Raw genomic sequence first — 17,253 nt, forward strand, 5'->3', positions numbered from 1 at the left:
CTCAGTCCTCCTCCTCGTCCTGCGTCACGCGGCCCGACGGGTCGGCGATGCCGTAGCGGTCGAGTTTGGCGCGCAGCCCCACCCGGGACAGGCCCAGTTCGGCGGCCGCGCGGCTCTTGTTCCAGCGATGGCGGGTCAGCGTTTCGCGCAGGATGCGCATTTCCATCAGTTCCACCCGGTCCTTGAGCGTGCCATCCGCGGTCAGCGCCGCCTCGGCCGAGCGGTCGGCGCCCTCCTCGCCCGGGGGGGCCTGAAGGATGTGGCGCGAGATCAGGTCGGCGCCCAGAACGGTATCCTGGGCAAAGACCAGCATGCGCGTGATCTCGTTCCTCAACTCGCGCAGGTTGCCGGGCCAGTCGTGGTTTTCCAGAAACCCCAGCGCCGCCTCGTCCAGCCCATGCACCGGCTTGCCATGCTGGGCGGCCAGATCGTCCAGCATCGCCTGGGCCAGGATCGCGACATCGCCGCGCCGGGCGCGCAGCGGCGGCACCGCGATCTCGCCCGCGGCAAGCGCGAAATAGAGATCGGCGCGAAACGCCCCCTCGGCCACGCGCGCGCGCAGGTCGCAGCCCGCGCCGCAGATCAGCCGCAGGTTCGAGCGCAGCGTTTCCTGCCCGCCGACCGGGGTAAAGGCGCCCTCGGTCAGCACCCGCAGGATCGCCAGTTGCAATCCCGGCGAGGCGGTTTCGATCCCGCCAAGGTAAAGCGTGCCGCGATCGGCCTTCTGGATCAGGCCGATCCGCGCCACCCCGCCCAGGGCGATGCCGCGCTTGGCGCCCATCAGTTCGATCAGCGCCAGATCCTCGGGCAGGCCGGCAAGGTTGAGGTCGTAGAACGGCTTGTCCGACCGCAGCGAGCCGTAATGCATGGCCCGCGCGATCTGTGCCTTGGCGGAACCCGGCTCGCCGACCAGCAGCACCGGCACGTCGAAGGTGGCGAACTGGCGGGCGGCGGCGATGGTGGCGTTCATCGGCGAATGGGGCGCGCGCAGCACGGTTTCGAACCCCATGCCCTCGCGCAGCGCGCGGCGGCGCTTTTCCAGCCGCGACTCGGCGGTCGAACTGAGCAGCCGCATTTCCAGCGCCAGCCGCTCGTTCTCGCGCGCGAGATGGAACAGGCGGGCGGCGTTGCGCACGGCGACCAGCAATTGTTCGGGATGCCAGGGCTTGGTCAGGAACTGGTGGATGCCGGCGGCGTTGATCGCCTCGATCATCGCGCCGGGATCGGTGTAGCCGGTAATCAGCAGGCGCACGGTTTCGGGCCAGCGTTCGCGGATCTCGGCCAGGAAGGCGACGCCGGTCTGGCCCGGCATGCGCTGGTCGCAGATCACCACCTGCACCCATTCCTGTTCCAGCAGACGCGCCGCCTCGGCCGCGCCGGGCGCGGTCAGCACGTGGAATTCGTCCTCCAGCGCCATGCGCATCGCCGCCAGCGAATGCGGCTCGTCATCGACCAGCAGGATCGCGGGAGCGGCAGCGTCGCGCGGCATCAGGCCGCCCCGCCGGATTTCGCGGCAAGACCGGCGCGCAGCCAGTCGATCCAGGCCGCCATCCCCTCGCCGGTCCGGGCCGAGACGCGCAGGATCGCGATGTCGGGATTCACCCGGCGCAGGTTCGCCTCGTAGGCGTCGAGATCGGCGTCGCAATGCGGGGCAAGGTCGGTCTTGTTCAGGATCGCCAGCCGGGCGGCGGTGAACATGTCGGGATATTTCAGGGGCTTGTCCTCGCCCTCGGTGACCGAGAGGATCGCGACCTTGGCATCCTCGCCCAGATCGAAGGCGGCGGGGCAGACCAGGTTGCCGACATTCTCGATGAACAGAAGCGCGCCGCGGGGAAGGCCAAGGTGGTCCATCGCGTGGGCGACCATATGCGCGTCCAGATGGCAGCCCTTGCCGGTATTGACCTGGATCGCGGGGGCGCCGGTGGCGCGGATGCGGTCGGCATCGTTGCTGGTCTGCTGGTCGCCCTCGATCACGGCCAGCGGCTGGCCGTCCAGCATGGCGATGGTCCGGCACAGAAGCGTCGTCTTGCCAGAGCCGGGCGAGGAGACGAGGTTGACCGCAAAGGCCCCCAGCGCCCTGAGCACGCGGCGGTTGCCGCTGGCATGGGCGTCGTTCTTCGACAGGATGTCGGTCTCGATCTCGATCAGGCGGGCCTGGCTGACACCCGCAACGGCAACCCCCGCCGCGCCCTGGCCGAAATGCAGGTCGCCCTGCGGGCCGTGATGGTGGTGCCCGTGGTCATGCCCGTGGTCGTGGTCATGGTGGTGATGGTGATGCCCGTGGCCGTGGGGGTGATCGTGGTCATGGCTGTGCGCCTTGCCCTCGGTCGTTGCCGTGCCGCATCCGCAAACCGTACACATCAGATCACCTCCATATCCCTGATCCGCATCTCGTCGCCCGCAACGGGCATCAGCCGCCCGCCGCCGCATTGCGGGCACGGGTCCAGCCGTTCGGCGATCTCGACCTCGTCGCCGCAATCATAGCAGAGCGCGCGGCCGGGCAGGTCGATCATCTCGAGCCGTGCGCCCTCGGCCGGGCTGCCGCGCATCACCACGTCAAAGGCGAATTCCAGCGCCTGTTTCTCGACGCCCGCGAAGCGGCCGATTTCCAGCCGCAGCGTGCGGACCGCGGAAAAGCCATGCGCGCGGGCCTGATCCTCGACGATCCCGCGGATGCCTTCGCAGAGCGACATCTCATGCATTCTGGGCCTCGCGGATGGTCACGGCGATGCAGGGGTCGAGGATGTCGACGACAAGCGGCGCCAGATGCGCCCGGGCGGGGGGCAGCGTGGCCAGCGCCTGCGCCAGCGCGCCGCCCGGCGCCAGCAGGTGATCGGTGGGCGTCATGCGGGCAAAGGCGGTGACGCGCCCGGCGCCGACGCGCGCGGACAGGGCATAACACCCGCGCGCGGCGGGGACGAAGACCCAGTTGCCCTGCCTGCGGGGCGCCAGATCGGCCCGGCCCGCGGCCAGCGCGTCCAGATCGGCCAGCCGCGCCAGCGCCCGCCAGAGCGGCCCGCGCCCGAACCGCGATTCCGTGGCGGACAGCAGGGGGGCATCGGCATTGCGCGCGGCGGGGGTGTTTTCCTGGGCCAGCGCGGCGACCAGCGTTTCGGGGCGCGGCGCGGGCAGGTCGGCCACCGCCTCGCCGGGGGCGAAGGCGTCGGCGATGGCGGCCAGAACCGGCGCGACACCCGCGCCCGCGGCCAGCCAGCGCGGGAAATCGTCGGGGTCGGGCAGGCGCGCGGCGGGACCGAAGATCGCGGCCCCCAGCGCCCCGGGGCCGGGCAGCGGGGCGGGCGGCAGGCCCAGCCGCCGCGGCCAGAGCACGCAGAACCGGGCCAGATGTTCGTGGAGTATCTCGCACCCAAGGGCGGCGTGATCCTGGGGGCCGAGGGGCAGGCCAAGCGCCAGCCGCGCGCCCATGCCCTGCGCCGCGCGGCAGAGGTTGAAGAGCCGCGGCAACAGCTCGGCGGCCTCAAGGGGGGTGCGGCCCAGCAGCAACGCCTCGACCGGCGCGGGCACGGGGGGGCGGATGCGCACCCCCCCCGGCGTCAGCGCGATGTCGAGCGCGGCAAGGCTCATTCCCCCGGCGCCCCCGCGGCCAGCCCGCCCGAGATCACCGCCCGGCGCGAGGGTTGCGGGGCGGGTGCGGGGGGCGCAAGTTCGGCCACGCGCGCGGCGCGGATCTCGGCGGCGCGGTCGGTCTCGTCCCGGTTCTCGGGGCGGAACAGTTCGGTCATCACCGCGCGGGCGACCTCGACCACCTGCAACTGGCTGGGAAAATCGCCCATCGGCGAGAACAGCGAGCACGCCTTGTAGCCGCCCACCATCGGCCGGACATTGTGCAGGAATTCGTAGATGCCCGAGGGGAAGACGATTTCCTCTTTGGTGCCGGGGGTCAGGGTGGACCAGTCCTCGCCCTCGGCGGGCAGCATCACAAGGTTCATGCACCAGGGCGCGACCAGCACCCCCAGCGCGCGGCCCTCATGCGCGACAAAGCCCACCGCCTCGACATGCAGGGCCTTGTTGCAGAGCGGCACGTCGCGCATCTTGGCATGCCAGATCTCGCGGAAATCGGCTTCGAGTGCGGCGGCGCGGGTGGCGATCCGCGCGGCAAGGGCGTCGGCATCGGGATCGGCGCGCAGCAGGAAACTGGCGCGTGGGGCGTCGCAATTGGGGCAGGTCCAGTCGTCGGGCAGCGCGGAAAAGGGGGTGCCGGGCAGCACCTGGCGAAAGGCGTCGCCCTCGGCCGGGTCATAGACCGCCCAGCAGATCCGGCATTCCAGGATCGCGGCGGGGCCGTGGGCGGCAGGATCGCCGGGCTGCGCGCTCATCCGATCGCCTCCAGCACCTCGTCCAGACGTTCGGCGCTGTCGGCCAGATCCTCGGGCGCGGCCAGCGCGACCAGCGGCATGTCCGTCACCTCGAACGTGTCGAGGATGAGCGTATCCATCGAGTTGTAGAACCGCACCCGCCAGACGAAGGGCGTGGCCGTCGCCTCGATCCGGCAATTGCCATAGCCGCGCGACAGGATGGTGACGGCGCCCTGCCCCAGCCCGTCGTCAAGCCAGTCCAGATCGCCCTGCGTATGGGGCAGCAGCGTCAGGTTGAGCACATGCGGGTCGGTGCCGGGGCGGAAGGCGGCGGATTTGTCCAGCAGTTCGGCCAGCAGCGCGGGCGCGTTGAACACGTCCGGCCCGCGGGGCGCATCGAGCCCCAGCCCCGGGCGCACCGGGTCGAAGGCCGCCAGCGCGCGGGCGGGCACGGCGCCGATCTCGACCCGGTCGACGCCTGCGCCCAGCACCTGCCAGACCCCGGCAAAGACGCTTTCCTGCACCGCGACCGAGGGGATGCCGCGGATCTTCATCGACACCTCGCCCTGGCCCAGCGTTTCGGCGATCAGCTTGCGCGCGGCCGGCGCCATGCCTGACAGCACGATGCTGGCGCCCGCGCCGGTTTCGGCGCTGTGGGCGCAGGCGCGGGCGATGCGGGCCAGAACCTCGCGCGCGGGGGCGGCGGCGTCGGCATCGGTGATGTCGGGGATGCGGGGCTCGAACACGCGCATGCCCGAGGGCATGGGCAGGTAGCTGGGGGCATCCTCGCCCTCGCCGGGCTGGGCGCCGGGGCCGAAGCCGGTGGGGGGCAAGAGAAAACTCGTGACCATGTGGCCTCCTCTCAGGCGTCTGTCAGCGACAGGATATGCGCGGTGCGCGCAAGGTAATCGTCCCAGTCGCGGATCTTCTGGATGTCGCCGAGAAACTGCCCGGCGCGAAAGAACAGGAAACCCGGTGTCTTGAGCGCGCGGTGGGCCTCGCGCAGCTCGGCCTCGATCGCATCATCGACGATGGCGCAGTCGAAGGCGCCCTGAAAGGCGGCGGCAAGCTCGGGCAGGATCACCGCGGCGTCGGCGGTTTCAAGGTTGCGCACCGGATCGCCGGGGATGAACAGGCAATGCGCGCCGGGCGCCCCGGCAAAGGCGGCAACCGCTTCCATGCTGTCCAGCCGCGGCCAGTGCAGGTCGGTTTCAAGGCGGGCGATCAGCGGGTGGGTCATGGCATCATCCCTGGCTTTGGCCGGCATCGAGTGCGGCCTGAAGATGCGGGGGCAGGCTGGGCGTGCGCGCGTCGAGATCGGCAAAGGCATCGCCCAGCTCGCCGCCCGCCATCACGGCGCGCAGACCGGCAAGGGCGGCGGCGATCTTCTGCGCCTCGTCTGCGTCGATCACGGCGCGCGCGCTGCCCAGAAAGGTCAGCACCCAGTCGCCGGGCCGCGCCTGAGGCGTCAGCGACAGGTCGATCAGCGCCTCGTCCGCGCCATCGCTGGCGCGCGCGGCGATGCCGTCGACGGACAGGATGCGCATGGGCAGGCCGACGCACATCACCCGGCCCCCGGAAAGAAGCGGGCATCGCCGATGCGGCAGGCATCCGTTTCCGAGGGGCGCCCGCCCTCATAGGCGTCGCGGCGGAGCGCGGGGTCGGCAAGATCATGGGTGTCGGTCCGGCCCGGCCGCACCTCGACGCCCCAGGCGGCCAGTTCGGCCAGCCCCGCCGCGATGGCCGGGCCGATCTGTGCGGCGGCGATGGCGGTCAGCCCGCCGCCGTAATCCTCCAGCTCGGCGGGCTGGCAGCCGATCAGGGTCATGCGCGCGGGCAGGCAGCCCTTGAACGCGGCGGTGGCCAGAACGTCCTGGAACCCGGTCTGGTGCAGGCTCATCTTCTTGGCGCCCATGAAGGCGGGCACCTCGTCGTCGCGCACGATCTTGAGCGTGCCGGGCGCAAGGCCGTAATCGACGGCATCAAAGACCAGAAGCGAGCCCATCCCTTCGAGGAAGGGCAGCAGGTAAAGCCCCTGCGTGCCGCCATCGAGCAGGCGCACGCCGGGGCCGAAGGCATGACTTTCGGCCAGCGCCTCGACACAGCGCGGGCCGAAGCCCTCGTCGGCCCAGAGCAGGTTGCCGATGCCGAGGATCAGGACGGAGTCGGATGGCGCGGCTGGCATTGGTCCCTCCCTGAACCGGTGCTGGCTGCGAATTTTTCGCATGATGATCTGAGGCAAGATTATGCCGGGCCGGGCGGGCTGGCAGCGCGGAATTGCGGCGCGCTGCGACATTGTGACAAGCCCCTGTCGGGCAAGGGAAAAGACGGTATTCCCGGGTATACACCGGGGCGCAAATCGGAAAGTTGCTTGCCGGTTTTGGTTCTGATGCGGAAGGGGGGCTGCCAAAAGGAAAGGCGCGGCCCAGGGGGATCGGGCCGCGCCTCGGGGTACCGGATCACTCGTGACTCGACTTATTCAACCCGGTTGTCCTTGAAGGTCCGCCAGCCCGACACGATCGTGGTCAGCATGGATTGGCGGGACATGATGTCTTCGCGCAGCGCCGCGTAGATATGGATGATGGCGAAGATGGTGATCGCCCACATGCCCAGATGGTGCAGCGTGTGCAGCCGCTGGGTGTTGGAGACCATCTCGATCACCCAGCCGAACAGCGCGTAATAGATCGAGTCCTGCCCCGCCCCTTCGGCATAAAGCGCGAAGCCCGTGATGATCATGAAGGTCATGCCCAGCGTGATGAAGGTGAACATCGCGAAATGGGCCAGCGGGTTGTGGCCGATGTATTTCTTGGGCTCGGCTTCGAGAAAGGCGTACCAGCGGGCTTCGAAGATCAGTTCCTTCCACCAGCGGACGCGCCAGAACGGGATGTAGAACAATTGCCGCGCATGGCGGTTGCCGACGAAGGCCCAGTAGATGCGCGCCGCAAAGGCCACCGTCAGGATCATCCCGGCGGCGAAATGGGCAAAGCGGATATAGCCGAACAGGAACTGGTCGGTGGCCTCGGCGATTTCCATGGTGGGGGGGGGCGAGCCGATCAGGTAGCCGGTGATGATCAGGACCGTGATCGTGGCGGCGTTGACCCAGTGCCAGATGCGCACCGGTGCCTCGTAGACATAGATGGCGGCCTGCAACCGCAGGCTTTCGATGTCCTCGGGGCGCGCGCCGCCGGTCAGGCGCGCGGCCTCCAGCGGGGTGGGCGCGTCGGGGTTGGGGATGTGGATCGGGGTGTCGGTGCGGAAGTCGGTCATGGCCCCGCCCTCAGCCCGAGACGAGCCAGGCGCCCGACGCGGCGATGCCCGCCCCCGCCGCCTTGCGCAGCACGCCCGCGCTGCGCAGCCGCGACACGGCGCGGGCCAGCCCGATGCCGACAAGATGCAGCGCACCGGTCGCGATCAGGAAGCCCGCCAGATAGGCCGCCGCCTGCCCCGTCGCCTCGGTCGCGTGGGCATGGCCGTGGCAGAGGCCGAACCCCGCGATGGCCGCCAGCGAGGCCAGCGTCAGCCCGCGCGACTGCCCGGCATGGGCAAAGACGGTCAGCACGCCGAAGACCAGCACCGAGGCCGCGATCAGCCCCTCGACGCCGGGGATCGGCACGCCCGACCAGGACAGCCCCGCCCCGGCGACCATCGCCGACATGAAGGCCGCCGCGCCGCCCCAGACACGGGCCGGCAGCACGAAGCCCGACCACAGCCCCACCGCCAGCATCGCCAGCAGATGATCGAGCCCGAGGATCGGGTGGGCCAGCCCGTGGACCAGCCCCGAGGTTGTGCCCTGCCCGGTATGGGCCAGCGCGGGGGCGGCAATCGCGGCCAGCGCCGCGGCTAGGATCAGTCGTTTCATCGGGTCTCCCTCCCTCAGCGGACCTTGACCCGGGTCAGTTCCTGACCGTCGGGCGACATGACATGGGTGGAACAGGCCAGGCAGGGGTCGAAACTGTGCAGCGTGCGCAGGATCTCGACCGGTTCTTCGGGGCGTTCCATCCGGGTGTTCATCAGCGCCGCCTCGAAGGCGCCGATATTGCCCGCCGTGTCGCGCGGGCTGCCGTTCCAGGTGGTGGGCACGACGCATTGGTAATTCTCGATGCGCCCCGCCTTGATCTGCACCCAATGGCCAAGCGCGCCGCGCGGTGCCTCGGTCATGCCGACGCCCTTGCATTCCTTTGGCCAGGTCTTCGGCTCCCATTTCTCGACATTCGCGGTGGCGCTGTCGCCGTTGCGGATGGTGGTCACCAGCTTGTCGAAGAAATGCTTTTGCAGCCGCGCGCAATATTCCGCCTCGAGCGCGCGGGCGGCGGTGCGGCCCAGCGTCGAGAACAGCGCCGATACCGGCAGGTCCATGGTGCGCAAAAGCCCCTCGACCTGGTTCTTTATGTCCTCGTGGCCCTTGGCATAGCCCACGACATAGCGGGCAAGCGGGCCCACCTCCATCGCGTGACCCTTCCAGCGCGGGGCCTTGATCCAGGAATATTTCGCCGCCTCGTCGATCTGTTCGATATGGGTGCGGCTGCCCCTGGAATTGGGGCCCAGCTCGAATTTCGGCTCGGTCACGCCATCCCAGGGATGCAGGCCCTTGCCCGGCTCGCCATAGGAATACCACGAGTGATCGACGAATTCCTGCACCTGTTCGGGGTCGCGCACATCGACGTCATGCACCTCGTTGAGGTTGCCGTTGATGATCGCGCCGCGCGGCAGGTGAAGCTGGTCGGCCGAGAAATCGTTGGGATGCTCGGGGATGTCGCCATAGGCCAGCACCGACTGGCCGGACAGGCCGCCGCCGTAAAGCCAGTTCTTGTAGAACCCGCCGATCGCGACCACGTCGGGCAGATAGACGTTGTTCACGAAATCCCGGCACAGGTCGATGATCGAGCTGACAAGGTTCAGCCGTTCCATGTTGATCGCGCCGACCGCGCCCACGCCGTCGATATTGATCGGACAGGGCACGCCGCCCACCAGCCAGTTCGGATGCGGGTTCTTGCCGCCGAAGATGGCGTGGATCTTGACGATCTCCTTTTGCAGATCCAGCGCTTCGAGGTAGTGGGTCGTGGCCATCAGGTCGGCCTCGGGCGGCAACAGATAGGCCGGGTTGTCCCAGTAGCCGTTCTTGAAGATGCCAAGCTGGCCCGATTCCACGAATTTTTTCAGCCGGTTCTGCACATCGCGGAAATAGCCGGGCGAGGACAGCGGATGCGAGGGCGAGACCGCCTGTTGCAGTTCCGATGTCGCCTTGGGATCGGCGCGCAGCGCGTTCACCGGGTTGACCCAGTCCAGTGCGTGCAGGTGGTAGAAATGCACGATATGGTCATGCACCTGAAGGTTCAGCTGCATGATGTTGCGGATCGAGTTGGCGTTCTGCGGGATGGTGATCCCCAGCGCATCCTCGACCGCGCGCACCGATGTCAGCGCGTGGGTGCCGGTGCAGACGCCGCAGATGCGTTCGGTAAAGGCCCAGGCGTCGCGCGGATCGCGGCCCTTGAGGATCACTTCCAGCCCGCGCCACATCGTTCCGGTGGAAACCGCGTTGCGGATGATGCCCTCGTCATCGACATTGACCTCGCAGCGCATGTGGCCTTCGATCCGGGTGACGGGATCGACGACGATGCGGCGGCCGGAATTGTCCAGATCGAAGCCGTTCGGTGTCACGGTCATCTATCAGACCTCCTCTTTGCTGCGGTTATCGTCGGTTTTCTTCTGCGCGCGTTTCAGCGCCGAGGCGGCGATATGGGCGGCGATGCCCGCGCCCACGACGCCGGTGGCGGCAAGGCCGATCTGGTCGGCGGTGGCCTCGACCCCGAATTGCCGGATCGTGGTCAGCCGGTCATAGAAGCTGCCCTGATCCCAGAACCCGTCCTCGGAACAGCCGATGCAGCCATGGCCCGACTGGATCGGGAAGCTGACGCCCTCGTTCCAGCGCACGGTGGAACAGGCGTTGTAGGTGGTCGGCCCCTTGCAGCCCACCTTGTACAGGCAATAGCCCTTGCGCGCGTAGTCGTCGTCCCATTGCTCGACGAATTGCCCGGCATCGAAATGCGGGCGGCGATAGCATTTGTCGTGGATGCGCTGGGAATAGAACATCGCCGGGCGGCCCTGCCGGTCCAGCGGGGGCAGCCGGTCGAAGGTCAGCATGTAGGTGATGACGCCGGTCATCACCTCGGCAATCGGCGGGCAGCCGGGCACCTTGATGATCGGCTTGTCGGTGATGACCTTGTGAACCGGGGTTGCGCGGGTGGGGTTCGGCGCGGCGGCCTGCACGCAGCCATAGGACGCACACGATCCCCACGAGATGATCGCCTTGGCGTCCTTGGCGACATGGCGCAGCTTCTCGACAAAGGGCTTGCCGCCCTGAAAGCAGAACATCCCGTCCTCGTTCAGCGGCGGGTTGCCCTCGACCGCAAGGATGTAATTGCCCCGATGCGCGTCGATCGCCTCTTCCATCGCGTCCAGCGCGTGCTTTCCGGCCGCGGCCATCAGCACATGCGAATAATCGAGCGAGATCATCGACAGCACCACATCCTTGGCCAGCGGATGCGCGCCGCGGATGAAGCTTTCGCTGCAACAGGTGCATTCCAGCCCGTTGATCCAGATCACCGGGGTCCGGGGCTTGGTTTCCATCGCATGCGCGATCTTCGGCACGAAGGCGGGGCCAAGCCCCAGCGCCGAGGCGGTCAGCGAGCAGTATTTCATGAAGCTGCGCCGGGTGATCCCCTGCCGGCGCATCACGTCATAGAAGGTTTCGATCTGGGCCAAGTCGTCCTCCCTGTGCGGTGGTCCGGGCGGCTTGGGCGCGGACCGTCAGTATCCCAGCGTATGCAAGCAGGGGCGCAGGCATCGGTGCAAAGGAAATTTCGGCCGGCGGGGGATTTCGCGATTTCTTGGCAGATCAATGGGTTATGCGGTTTCGGGGCGGGGCTGGCCATGTGCGGCCGGTCAGTGGATTGCCAGCCGCAGGCCCGGCCGGTCAGCCGCTTACCGGCCCGGCGATCTGCCTCGCCGCAGCGATCACCGCCTGCCCCAGCGCCAGCCCGCCATCATTGGCCGGGGTTTCGCGGTGGGTCAGCACGGGGACGTCACCCAGCGCGGCCAGCGTTTCGGCCAGCAGGCGGGCGTTCTGGAAACAGCCGCCCGACAGCGCGACGGCCTGCGCCCGGCCCTGTTCGACCAGCGCGCGGGCGGGGGCGGCAAAGGCATGGGCAAGCCCGGCATGGAACCGGGCCGAGATCATGCCGGGCGGCGTGCCCGCGGCCAGATCGGCGGCCAGCGCGTGAAACATCGGCGCGGGGTCGAGCCCGGCAAGGGGATAGGGCGCAGCGGTGATGCCCTCGGCCAGCGCCTCCAGCCGCATCGCGGCCTCGCCCTCATGGCTTTGGCGCGGCTGGCAGAGCCCCAGCGCGGCGGCGACCGCATCGAACAGCCGCCCGGCCGAGGAACAGGCGGGCGCGTTCAGCCCGGCGCGGGCGGCGGCGCGCAGGGTGTCGCGGGGCAGATCGGGGAACAGCCGGTCGGCCAGCGCGCCAAGGCCCGCCTGATCCAGCCGCACCAGCAGGTTGCGCCAGGGCTCGCGCGCTGCCAGATCGCCGCCGACCAGCGGCGCGGGCGTCAGATGCGCGATGCGCAGCGCCCCGCGGTAATCGCCCAGCAGCACCTCGCCGCCCCAGATCGTGCCGTCGGCCCCTGCCCCGGTGCCGTCCAGCACGATCCCCGCCACCGGCCCGGCACCAAGCGGCCACAGGTTTTCGGCAAGGCAGGCGGCCAGATGCGCGTGGTGGTGCTGCACCTCCGCGACCGGCAGGCCAAGGGTGTGGGCGTGCTGCGTCGCGCGATAGAGGGGGTGCGCGTCGCAGGCCACCAGCGCGGGGCGGTGGTCGAAAAGCGCGGTGTAATCGGCGATGGCCTTGAGGAATTCCTCCCATGTCAGGGCCTCGTCCAACTCGCCCAGATGATGCGACAACAGCGCCTGCCCGCCCTTGAGCAGGCAGATCGCGGATTTCATCTGCCCGCCCAGGGCCAGCACGGGCGGCGCATCCTCGAAGCCCGGCGGCAGGGGCAGCGTGCCCGGCACCCGGCCGCGCGCGCGGCGGATCACCATGCGCGGCGCGGCGCGTTCCACGCTGTCATCCAGCCGCCGGGCAATGGCGCGGTCATGCATGAGGAAGGCATCGGCAAAGGCGCCCAGCGTGGCGCGCGCCTCGTCATTGGCGATGGCCTGCGGCTCGCCCGACAGGTTGCCCGAGGTCATCACCAGCGGCCCCGGCACGGCCTCCAGCAACAGGTGGTGCAGGGGCGTTGCGGGCAGCATCACGCCAAGGCAGGCCATGCCGGGGGCGATGCTGTCGGGCAGCGTGCCGGTGCCGCGGACCAGCACGACGGGGGCGGCGGGGTCGTGCAGCAGCGCCAGATCGGCGGGCGTGGGCGCGCAGAAGGCGGCCAGATCATCGGCGCGGGCCATCAGGGCAAAGGGCTTGGCCGGGCGGCGCTTGCGGGCGCGCAGCAGGTCCACCGCGGCCGCATTCGCCGCGTCGCAGGCCAGATGAAAGCCCCCCAGCGCCTTGATCGCGACGATATGGCCCCGGGCCAATGCCTGCGCGGCGCCCGCGATGGGGTCGCCCGGCTGCACCGCGCCCGCGATTTCCAGCCACAGGCGCGGGCCGCACTCGGGGCAGGCGATGGGCTGGGCGTGAAAGCGGCGGTCGGCGGGGTCGTCATAATCCGCGCGGCAGGCGGGGCAGAGCGGGAAATCCGCCATCGTGGTCTGCGCCCGGTCATAGGGCAGCCGGTGCAGGATGCTGAAGCGCGGGCCGCAATGGGTGCAGTTGGTGAAGGGATAGCCGTGGCGGCGGCCGGGCGCGCGGATTTCGGCCAGGCAGTCGGGGCAGGTGGCGGTGTCCGGCGTCACGCGGGTTTCGGCCCCCTGCCCGCGGCTGGCGGCGATCACGAACCCCGCGGGCGGGGTGGCAAAGCGGCAGGGCCGCGACTCGATTGCATCGACGCGGGCCAGGGCCGGGGCGCGGGCGGACAGGGCGGCCTGAAACCCGTCCAGATCGCCGCCGGTGGCGCGGATCAGCACGCCATGGGGGTCGTTGAACACCTCGCCCCGGATGCCGTGATCGCGGGCCAGTTGCCAGACGAAGGGGCGAAAGCCCACGCCCTGCACCTGTCCGCGCACGCGAATTTCGCGGCCCTGCATCAATGCACCGTGCAGACCATGCATGGATCGAAGCTGCGCACGATATGCTGCACCGCGACGGGCGTGGTTTCGCCGGGGCCGACCGGGGCGCCCACGAGGGCGGCTTCCAGCGGGCCGGGCTGGCCTGTGCCGTCGCGGGGGCTGAAATTCCAGGTGGTCGGGGCGACGATCTGATAGCCCGCGATCCGGCCCTTTTCCACCCGCAGCCAATGGCCAAGCGCCCCGCGCGCCGCCTCGACCAGCCCGGCGCCCGTGCCTTCGCGCAGGTCGGGGGCGGGGACCATGAAGCGGGCGGCGGGGTCGATGCCATGGGCCAGCCGTTCCATCAGCATCTGCGTGCGCGCCAGTTCCAGAAGCCGGGCGGCAACCCGGGCCAGCACGCCGCCCCCCGCCAGGTCGCGCGCCAGCGGATGGCCGTCGATCACCTGCCGGGCCAGCGCGCCTGTTTCATGGGTCAGCCCGCCCAGCCGCGGCGCCTTGCACCAGCTATAGGCGGCGTCGCGCATGTCCTCGTCTGGGATGGTCTGGCCGGTTTCGGGATGCGCGGGGGCCCCCAGCATCCAGCTATGGGCGTTGTCCTCGACCAGCCCGCTCAGGTCCAGCGGATGCGCCGCGCCGCCCTGCCAGATGCCGGGCGCAAAGCCATGCCCGCCCCCGGCCGGATAGGCGCCGAAGGACAGGTAGCGCCCGCTGCCCCGCCCCAGCGCGTCAAGGTCCAGATCGGCGGCGATGCGCAGGAACAGGCCCGCATCGCCGGTGTCCCAGCCCATCAGCGCGGCGCGGGTGCTCAGCGCGGCAAATTCCTCGGGCGGGGCGCCGAAGACGACCGTTTCGAGGTAGCGGCGAAAGGCGGTCAGGCTGGCCGCGATGCGCACCTTGTCGCGCGGGCCGGGGGCGCGGGTGACGCCGCCGGGCTGGATGGCAAGGGTATGCGGCCACTTGCCCGCCAGAAGCCCCAATATGTGCATCAGCGCCGCCCGCGCCTCGACCGCCTGGCGCGCCGCGCTGCCCTCGATCGCGGTGAACCGCGCGGCGGCCTGCGCGTGCCATGGCCGCGCGGCGTAGCAGGGCCGGGCGAAATCGGGCATGAAGAACAGGGTGAAATGGGTCAGGTGGTCGGACACGTTCTCGATGGCATGGATCAGGGCGGCCACCGTTTCTCCCTGCGGCGCGGGGGTGTGGCCCCCGGCGGCGGCCAGCGCGCGGGCGGCGGCGGCGGATTGGCTGATCGAGCAGATGCCGCAGATCCGCGGGGTCAGCGTCAGCGCGTCCGAGGGCGGGCGGCCCAGCAGCATCCGTTCGAACCCGCGATAGAGCGGGGCGTTGACGCGGGCCGCGCGCACGCTGCCGCCGGCGATGTCCAGATGCACCTCCAGATCGCCCTCGACGCGGTTGAAGGGGCCGACGATCAGGCGCGTATCGCTCATCCGCGGGGTTTCCGGGGGCTGGGCAGAACCTCGATCCGGTCGGCCACGGCGTTTCTCGACAGCCGTTCGGGCGTTGCGGCCTTGGACAGCGAGGCCAGCGCCATGAACCACGCCTTGGGCATGTCCGAGGGCAGGCCGACGGGGATGCCCGCGACCTTTGGCGTTTCGGTAAAGGCGTGGCGCGGTTCCTCGAATTCCGGCGCGGTGCAGGAGATGCAGGGATAGCCCGCGCGGGTGCAGCTGCCCGACCCGTTCCACGGCCGGATGTTGCAATCGCCCACCGCCTGCGTGCCGACGCAGCCCAGATGTTCCATCATGCAGCCCAGTTCGCAGAGCCGGGTGGCGCTGGCCTTGTATTCGTAGAACTCGTTCTTGGGGCAGCCGTGATGCACCAGATGTTCGGCATAGAAGCGCGGGCGCGCCAGATCGTCCAGATCGCCCGGCCCCAGCGCGCCCGCGGCCAGCAGCAACAGCGTTTCGCTGACCCAGTCCGGATGCGTCGGGCAGCCCGCGACATTGATGACGGGCAGACCGGCGCGGGCGCGGAACTCGGGCGGCAGGATGCCGCCGCCATGCCCGCCCTCGTATTGCAGGCCCGCGGCATCCGAGGGGTTGCCGCCCGCGCTGGTGACACCGCCAAAGGCCGCGCAGGAACCGACCGCGACGACATGGCCCGCCAGCGGCGCCAGCGCGCGCAGCCAGTCCAGCATCGACCGCCCGGTGCCCGAGAGCATCTGGAACCGCCCCGTGCCGCGCGGCCCGCGCGCGATGGCGCCCTCGATGCACAGGATGTCGAGCGGCGTTTCGCCCGAAGCGATCCGATCCAGAAGCGCCGCCGCCTCGGCCCCGGTTTCGGCCGACAGCGCGGGGTGCCACAGCATCCGCAGGCCCGCATCGGCCAGAAGGCTGAGGATGTCGGGATGCTCGGCGCACAGCAGCGACATGGTGCAGCCGCCGCAGCCCGACGCCTGAAGCCACAGGATGTTCATGCGCCCCCCTCGGCCAGCGGCAGGTCGAAACAGAAGCACGCCCCTGCCCCGTCCGGGCAGAGCCGCAGCGCGCCGCCATGTTCCTCGGCGATCTTGTGGCTGATCGCAAGGCCGAGGCCGGTGCCTTTCCCCACCTCCTTGGTGGTGAAGAACGGATCGAAGATCGCCTGTCGCAGATCGTCCGGCACGCCCGGCCCGTTATCGCTGACCGACAGCACCGCGCGGTCGCCCGCGATCCGGGTGGCGACCTCGATCCGGGCGTCGGGCTCGCCTGCGACGGCATCCAGCGCGTTCTGGACGAGGTTCATCACCACCTGCTGGATATGGCCGGGACGGCCGCGCACGATGGCGCGGGGCACGCCGGTCAGGGCGATGCGGACGCCGTGTTCGGTGCCCCGCATCACCCAGGTCGCCGCCACATGCGCGGTTTCGACCAGATCGAACCCGATCATCTCGCCCGTGCCCTCGGCCGAGAGGCGGCGCAGATCCTCGACGATGTCGCGCACCCGTTCGGCGCCTTCGCGCGCGCCCGCGACCGCCTCGCGCAGGTTGCCGATCTCGCGGTCGAGGCGCAATTCCTCGCGCAGGGCGATCAGTTCCTCGCGCGAGGCGCCGGCCTGCACCCGGTCGAAATAGGTTTCGAACTTGGCGGCGTAGCGGTCCAGCGCATGCGCATTGGCATAGACGAAGCTGATCGGGTTGTTCAGCTCATGCGCCACACCGGCCAGCAACCGGCCGAGCGAGGCGAGTTTCTCGTTCCTGACCAGCAGCGCCTGCGCGGCCTTCAGCTCGTCATGGCTTTGTTCCAGTTCGGCATAGGCGCGGCGCAATTCGCCCAGCGGGCGGCCGGTCAGGACATGGCCGGTGATCCGGCCGCGATCGTCCAGCCGGGCGCTGATCGACAGTTCCAGCGGCGCGTCATCGCCGGGGGTGGCCAGGTTCGCCTCGATCGTTTCGGGGGCGCGGTTCAGCGCGACGCGCGCCATCGCTCCGGCCAGCCGGGGGCGATCCTCGGGGCGGAACAGCGTTTCGACCGGCTGCCCGGCAAAGGCGGCCCCCTCGGGGAACGAGGCCGAGACCTCCTCGACCCGGCCGCTGCGCGAGACCACGATCAGGACATCCGAGACCGAGGCCAGGATCGAGGCCAGAAACGAGCGCATCGTCTCAAGCTCGGTATTCTTGCGTTCAAGCTGTTCCTGGTAATCGACAAGATCGGCATAGGTCCGGTCGACGGCGGCCAGAACGTCGGCCCAGACGGAATCGGTCAGCGCGCCGGACGCGGACAGCATGTCCTGTGTCACCTGCTTGGCCATTCCCGATCC

The 17,253-nt window shown here is 69.8% G+C and carries 17 protein-coding genes; all 17 read right to left on the reverse strand.

Features of this window, described 5'->3' with window-relative positions; translation table 11 throughout:
* Position 1: 1 nt before the first annotated feature.
* The gene (locus tag GH815_RS06500) at positions 2-1,489 is read right to left on the reverse strand and encodes a sigma-54-dependent transcriptional regulator (RefSeq protein WP_153747949.1); all 1,488 of its coding nucleotides are present in this window, start codon (positions 1,487-1,489) and stop codon (positions 2-4) included.
* Entirely contained in the window at positions 1,489-2,361 is an 873-nt protein-coding gene (gene hypB / locus GH815_RS06505; RefSeq protein WP_153747950.1) for a hydrogenase nickel incorporation protein HypB, read from the reverse strand. The genes GH815_RS06500 and hypB overlap by 1 nt, the downstream gene beginning before the upstream one ends.
* Positions 2,361-2,702, reverse strand: a complete 342-nt coding sequence (hypA, locus tag GH815_RS06510; RefSeq protein WP_153747951.1) for a hydrogenase maturation nickel metallochaperone HypA — start codon at positions 2,700-2,702, stop codon at positions 2,361-2,363. Before hypA ends, hypB begins: the two co-directional genes overlap by 1 nt.
* A complete protein-coding gene (locus GH815_RS06515; protein WP_153747952.1) occupies positions 2,695-3,585 on the reverse strand; it encodes a HupK protein in 891 nt (296 codons plus the stop codon). Before GH815_RS06515 ends, hypA begins: the two co-directional genes overlap by 8 nt.
* Positions 3,582-4,337 carry a [NiFe]-hydrogenase assembly chaperone HybE gene (locus tag GH815_RS06520; protein ID WP_153747953.1) on the reverse strand — a complete coding sequence of 252 codons (756 nt, stop codon included), beginning with the start codon at positions 4,335-4,337 and terminating at the stop codon, positions 3,582-3,584. The genes GH815_RS06515 and GH815_RS06520 overlap by 4 nt, the downstream gene beginning before the upstream one ends.
* Positions 4,334-5,167: a hydrogenase expression/formation protein gene (locus tag GH815_RS06525; protein ID WP_153747954.1), complete on the reverse strand. Its 834-nt coding sequence runs from the start codon at positions 5,165-5,167 to the stop codon at positions 4,334-4,336. Before GH815_RS06525 ends, GH815_RS06520 begins: the two co-directional genes overlap by 4 nt.
* 11 nt (positions 5,168-5,178) lie before the next feature.
* Complete coding sequence (locus tag GH815_RS06530; RefSeq protein ID WP_153747955.1) at positions 5,179-5,556, reverse strand: thioredoxin domain-containing protein; 378 nt, start codon at positions 5,554-5,556, stop codon at positions 5,179-5,181.
* A gap of 4 nt (positions 5,557-5,560) precedes the next feature.
* Entirely contained in the window at positions 5,561-5,881 is a 321-nt protein-coding gene (locus GH815_RS06535; protein ID WP_153747956.1) for a HypC/HybG/HupF family hydrogenase formation chaperone, read from the reverse strand.
* Entirely contained in the window at positions 5,881-6,501 is a 621-nt protein-coding gene (locus GH815_RS06540; RefSeq protein WP_153747957.1) for a HyaD/HybD family hydrogenase maturation endopeptidase, read from the reverse strand. Before GH815_RS06540 ends, GH815_RS06535 begins: the two co-directional genes overlap by 1 nt.
* Positions 6,502-6,791: 290 nt before the next feature.
* Positions 6,792-7,583 carry a Ni/Fe-hydrogenase, b-type cytochrome subunit gene (cybH, locus tag GH815_RS06545; protein WP_153747958.1) on the reverse strand — a complete coding sequence of 264 codons (792 nt, stop codon included), beginning with the start codon at positions 7,581-7,583 and terminating at the stop codon, positions 6,792-6,794.
* Positions 7,584-7,593: 10 nt separating this feature from the next.
* Entirely contained in the window at positions 7,594-8,175 is a 582-nt protein-coding gene (locus GH815_RS06550; RefSeq protein ID WP_153747959.1) for a HupE/UreJ family protein, read from the reverse strand.
* A gap of 14 nt (positions 8,176-8,189) precedes the next feature.
* Positions 8,190-9,980, reverse strand: coding sequence for a nickel-dependent hydrogenase large subunit (locus GH815_RS06555; RefSeq protein WP_153747960.1), 1,791 nt, complete (start codon positions 9,978-9,980; stop codon positions 8,190-8,192).
* A gap of 3 nt (positions 9,981-9,983) precedes the next feature.
* A complete protein-coding gene (locus GH815_RS06560; protein ID WP_153747961.1) occupies positions 9,984-11,078 on the reverse strand; it encodes a hydrogenase small subunit in 1,095 nt (364 codons plus the stop codon).
* A gap of 211 nt (positions 11,079-11,289) precedes the next feature.
* Positions 11,290-13,515: a carbamoyltransferase HypF gene (gene hypF, locus GH815_RS06565; protein WP_153747962.1), complete on the reverse strand. Its 2,226-nt coding sequence runs from the start codon at positions 13,513-13,515 to the stop codon at positions 11,290-11,292.
* Positions 13,515-14,942, reverse strand: a complete 1,428-nt coding sequence (locus GH815_RS06570) for a nickel-dependent hydrogenase large subunit (RefSeq protein ID WP_153747963.1) — start codon at positions 14,940-14,942, stop codon at positions 13,515-13,517. The genes hypF and GH815_RS06570 overlap by 1 nt, the downstream gene beginning before the upstream one ends.
* On the reverse strand, positions 14,939-15,931 hold the full coding sequence (locus GH815_RS06575) for an NADH-quinone oxidoreductase subunit B family protein (RefSeq protein ID WP_153747964.1): 993 nt from the start codon (positions 15,929-15,931) through the stop codon (positions 14,939-14,941). Before GH815_RS06575 ends, GH815_RS06570 begins: the two co-directional genes overlap by 4 nt.
* A complete protein-coding gene (locus GH815_RS06580) occupies positions 15,928-17,244 on the reverse strand; it encodes a sensor histidine kinase (RefSeq protein WP_153747965.1) in 1,317 nt (438 codons plus the stop codon). The genes GH815_RS06575 and GH815_RS06580 overlap by 4 nt, the downstream gene beginning before the upstream one ends.
* Positions 17,245-17,253: the final 9 nt, after the last annotated feature.

The sequence above is a fragment of the Rhodovulum strictum genome (assembly GCF_009649175.1).
Lineage (GTDB): Bacteria > Pseudomonadota > Alphaproteobacteria > Rhodobacterales > Rhodobacteraceae > Rhodovulum > Rhodovulum strictum.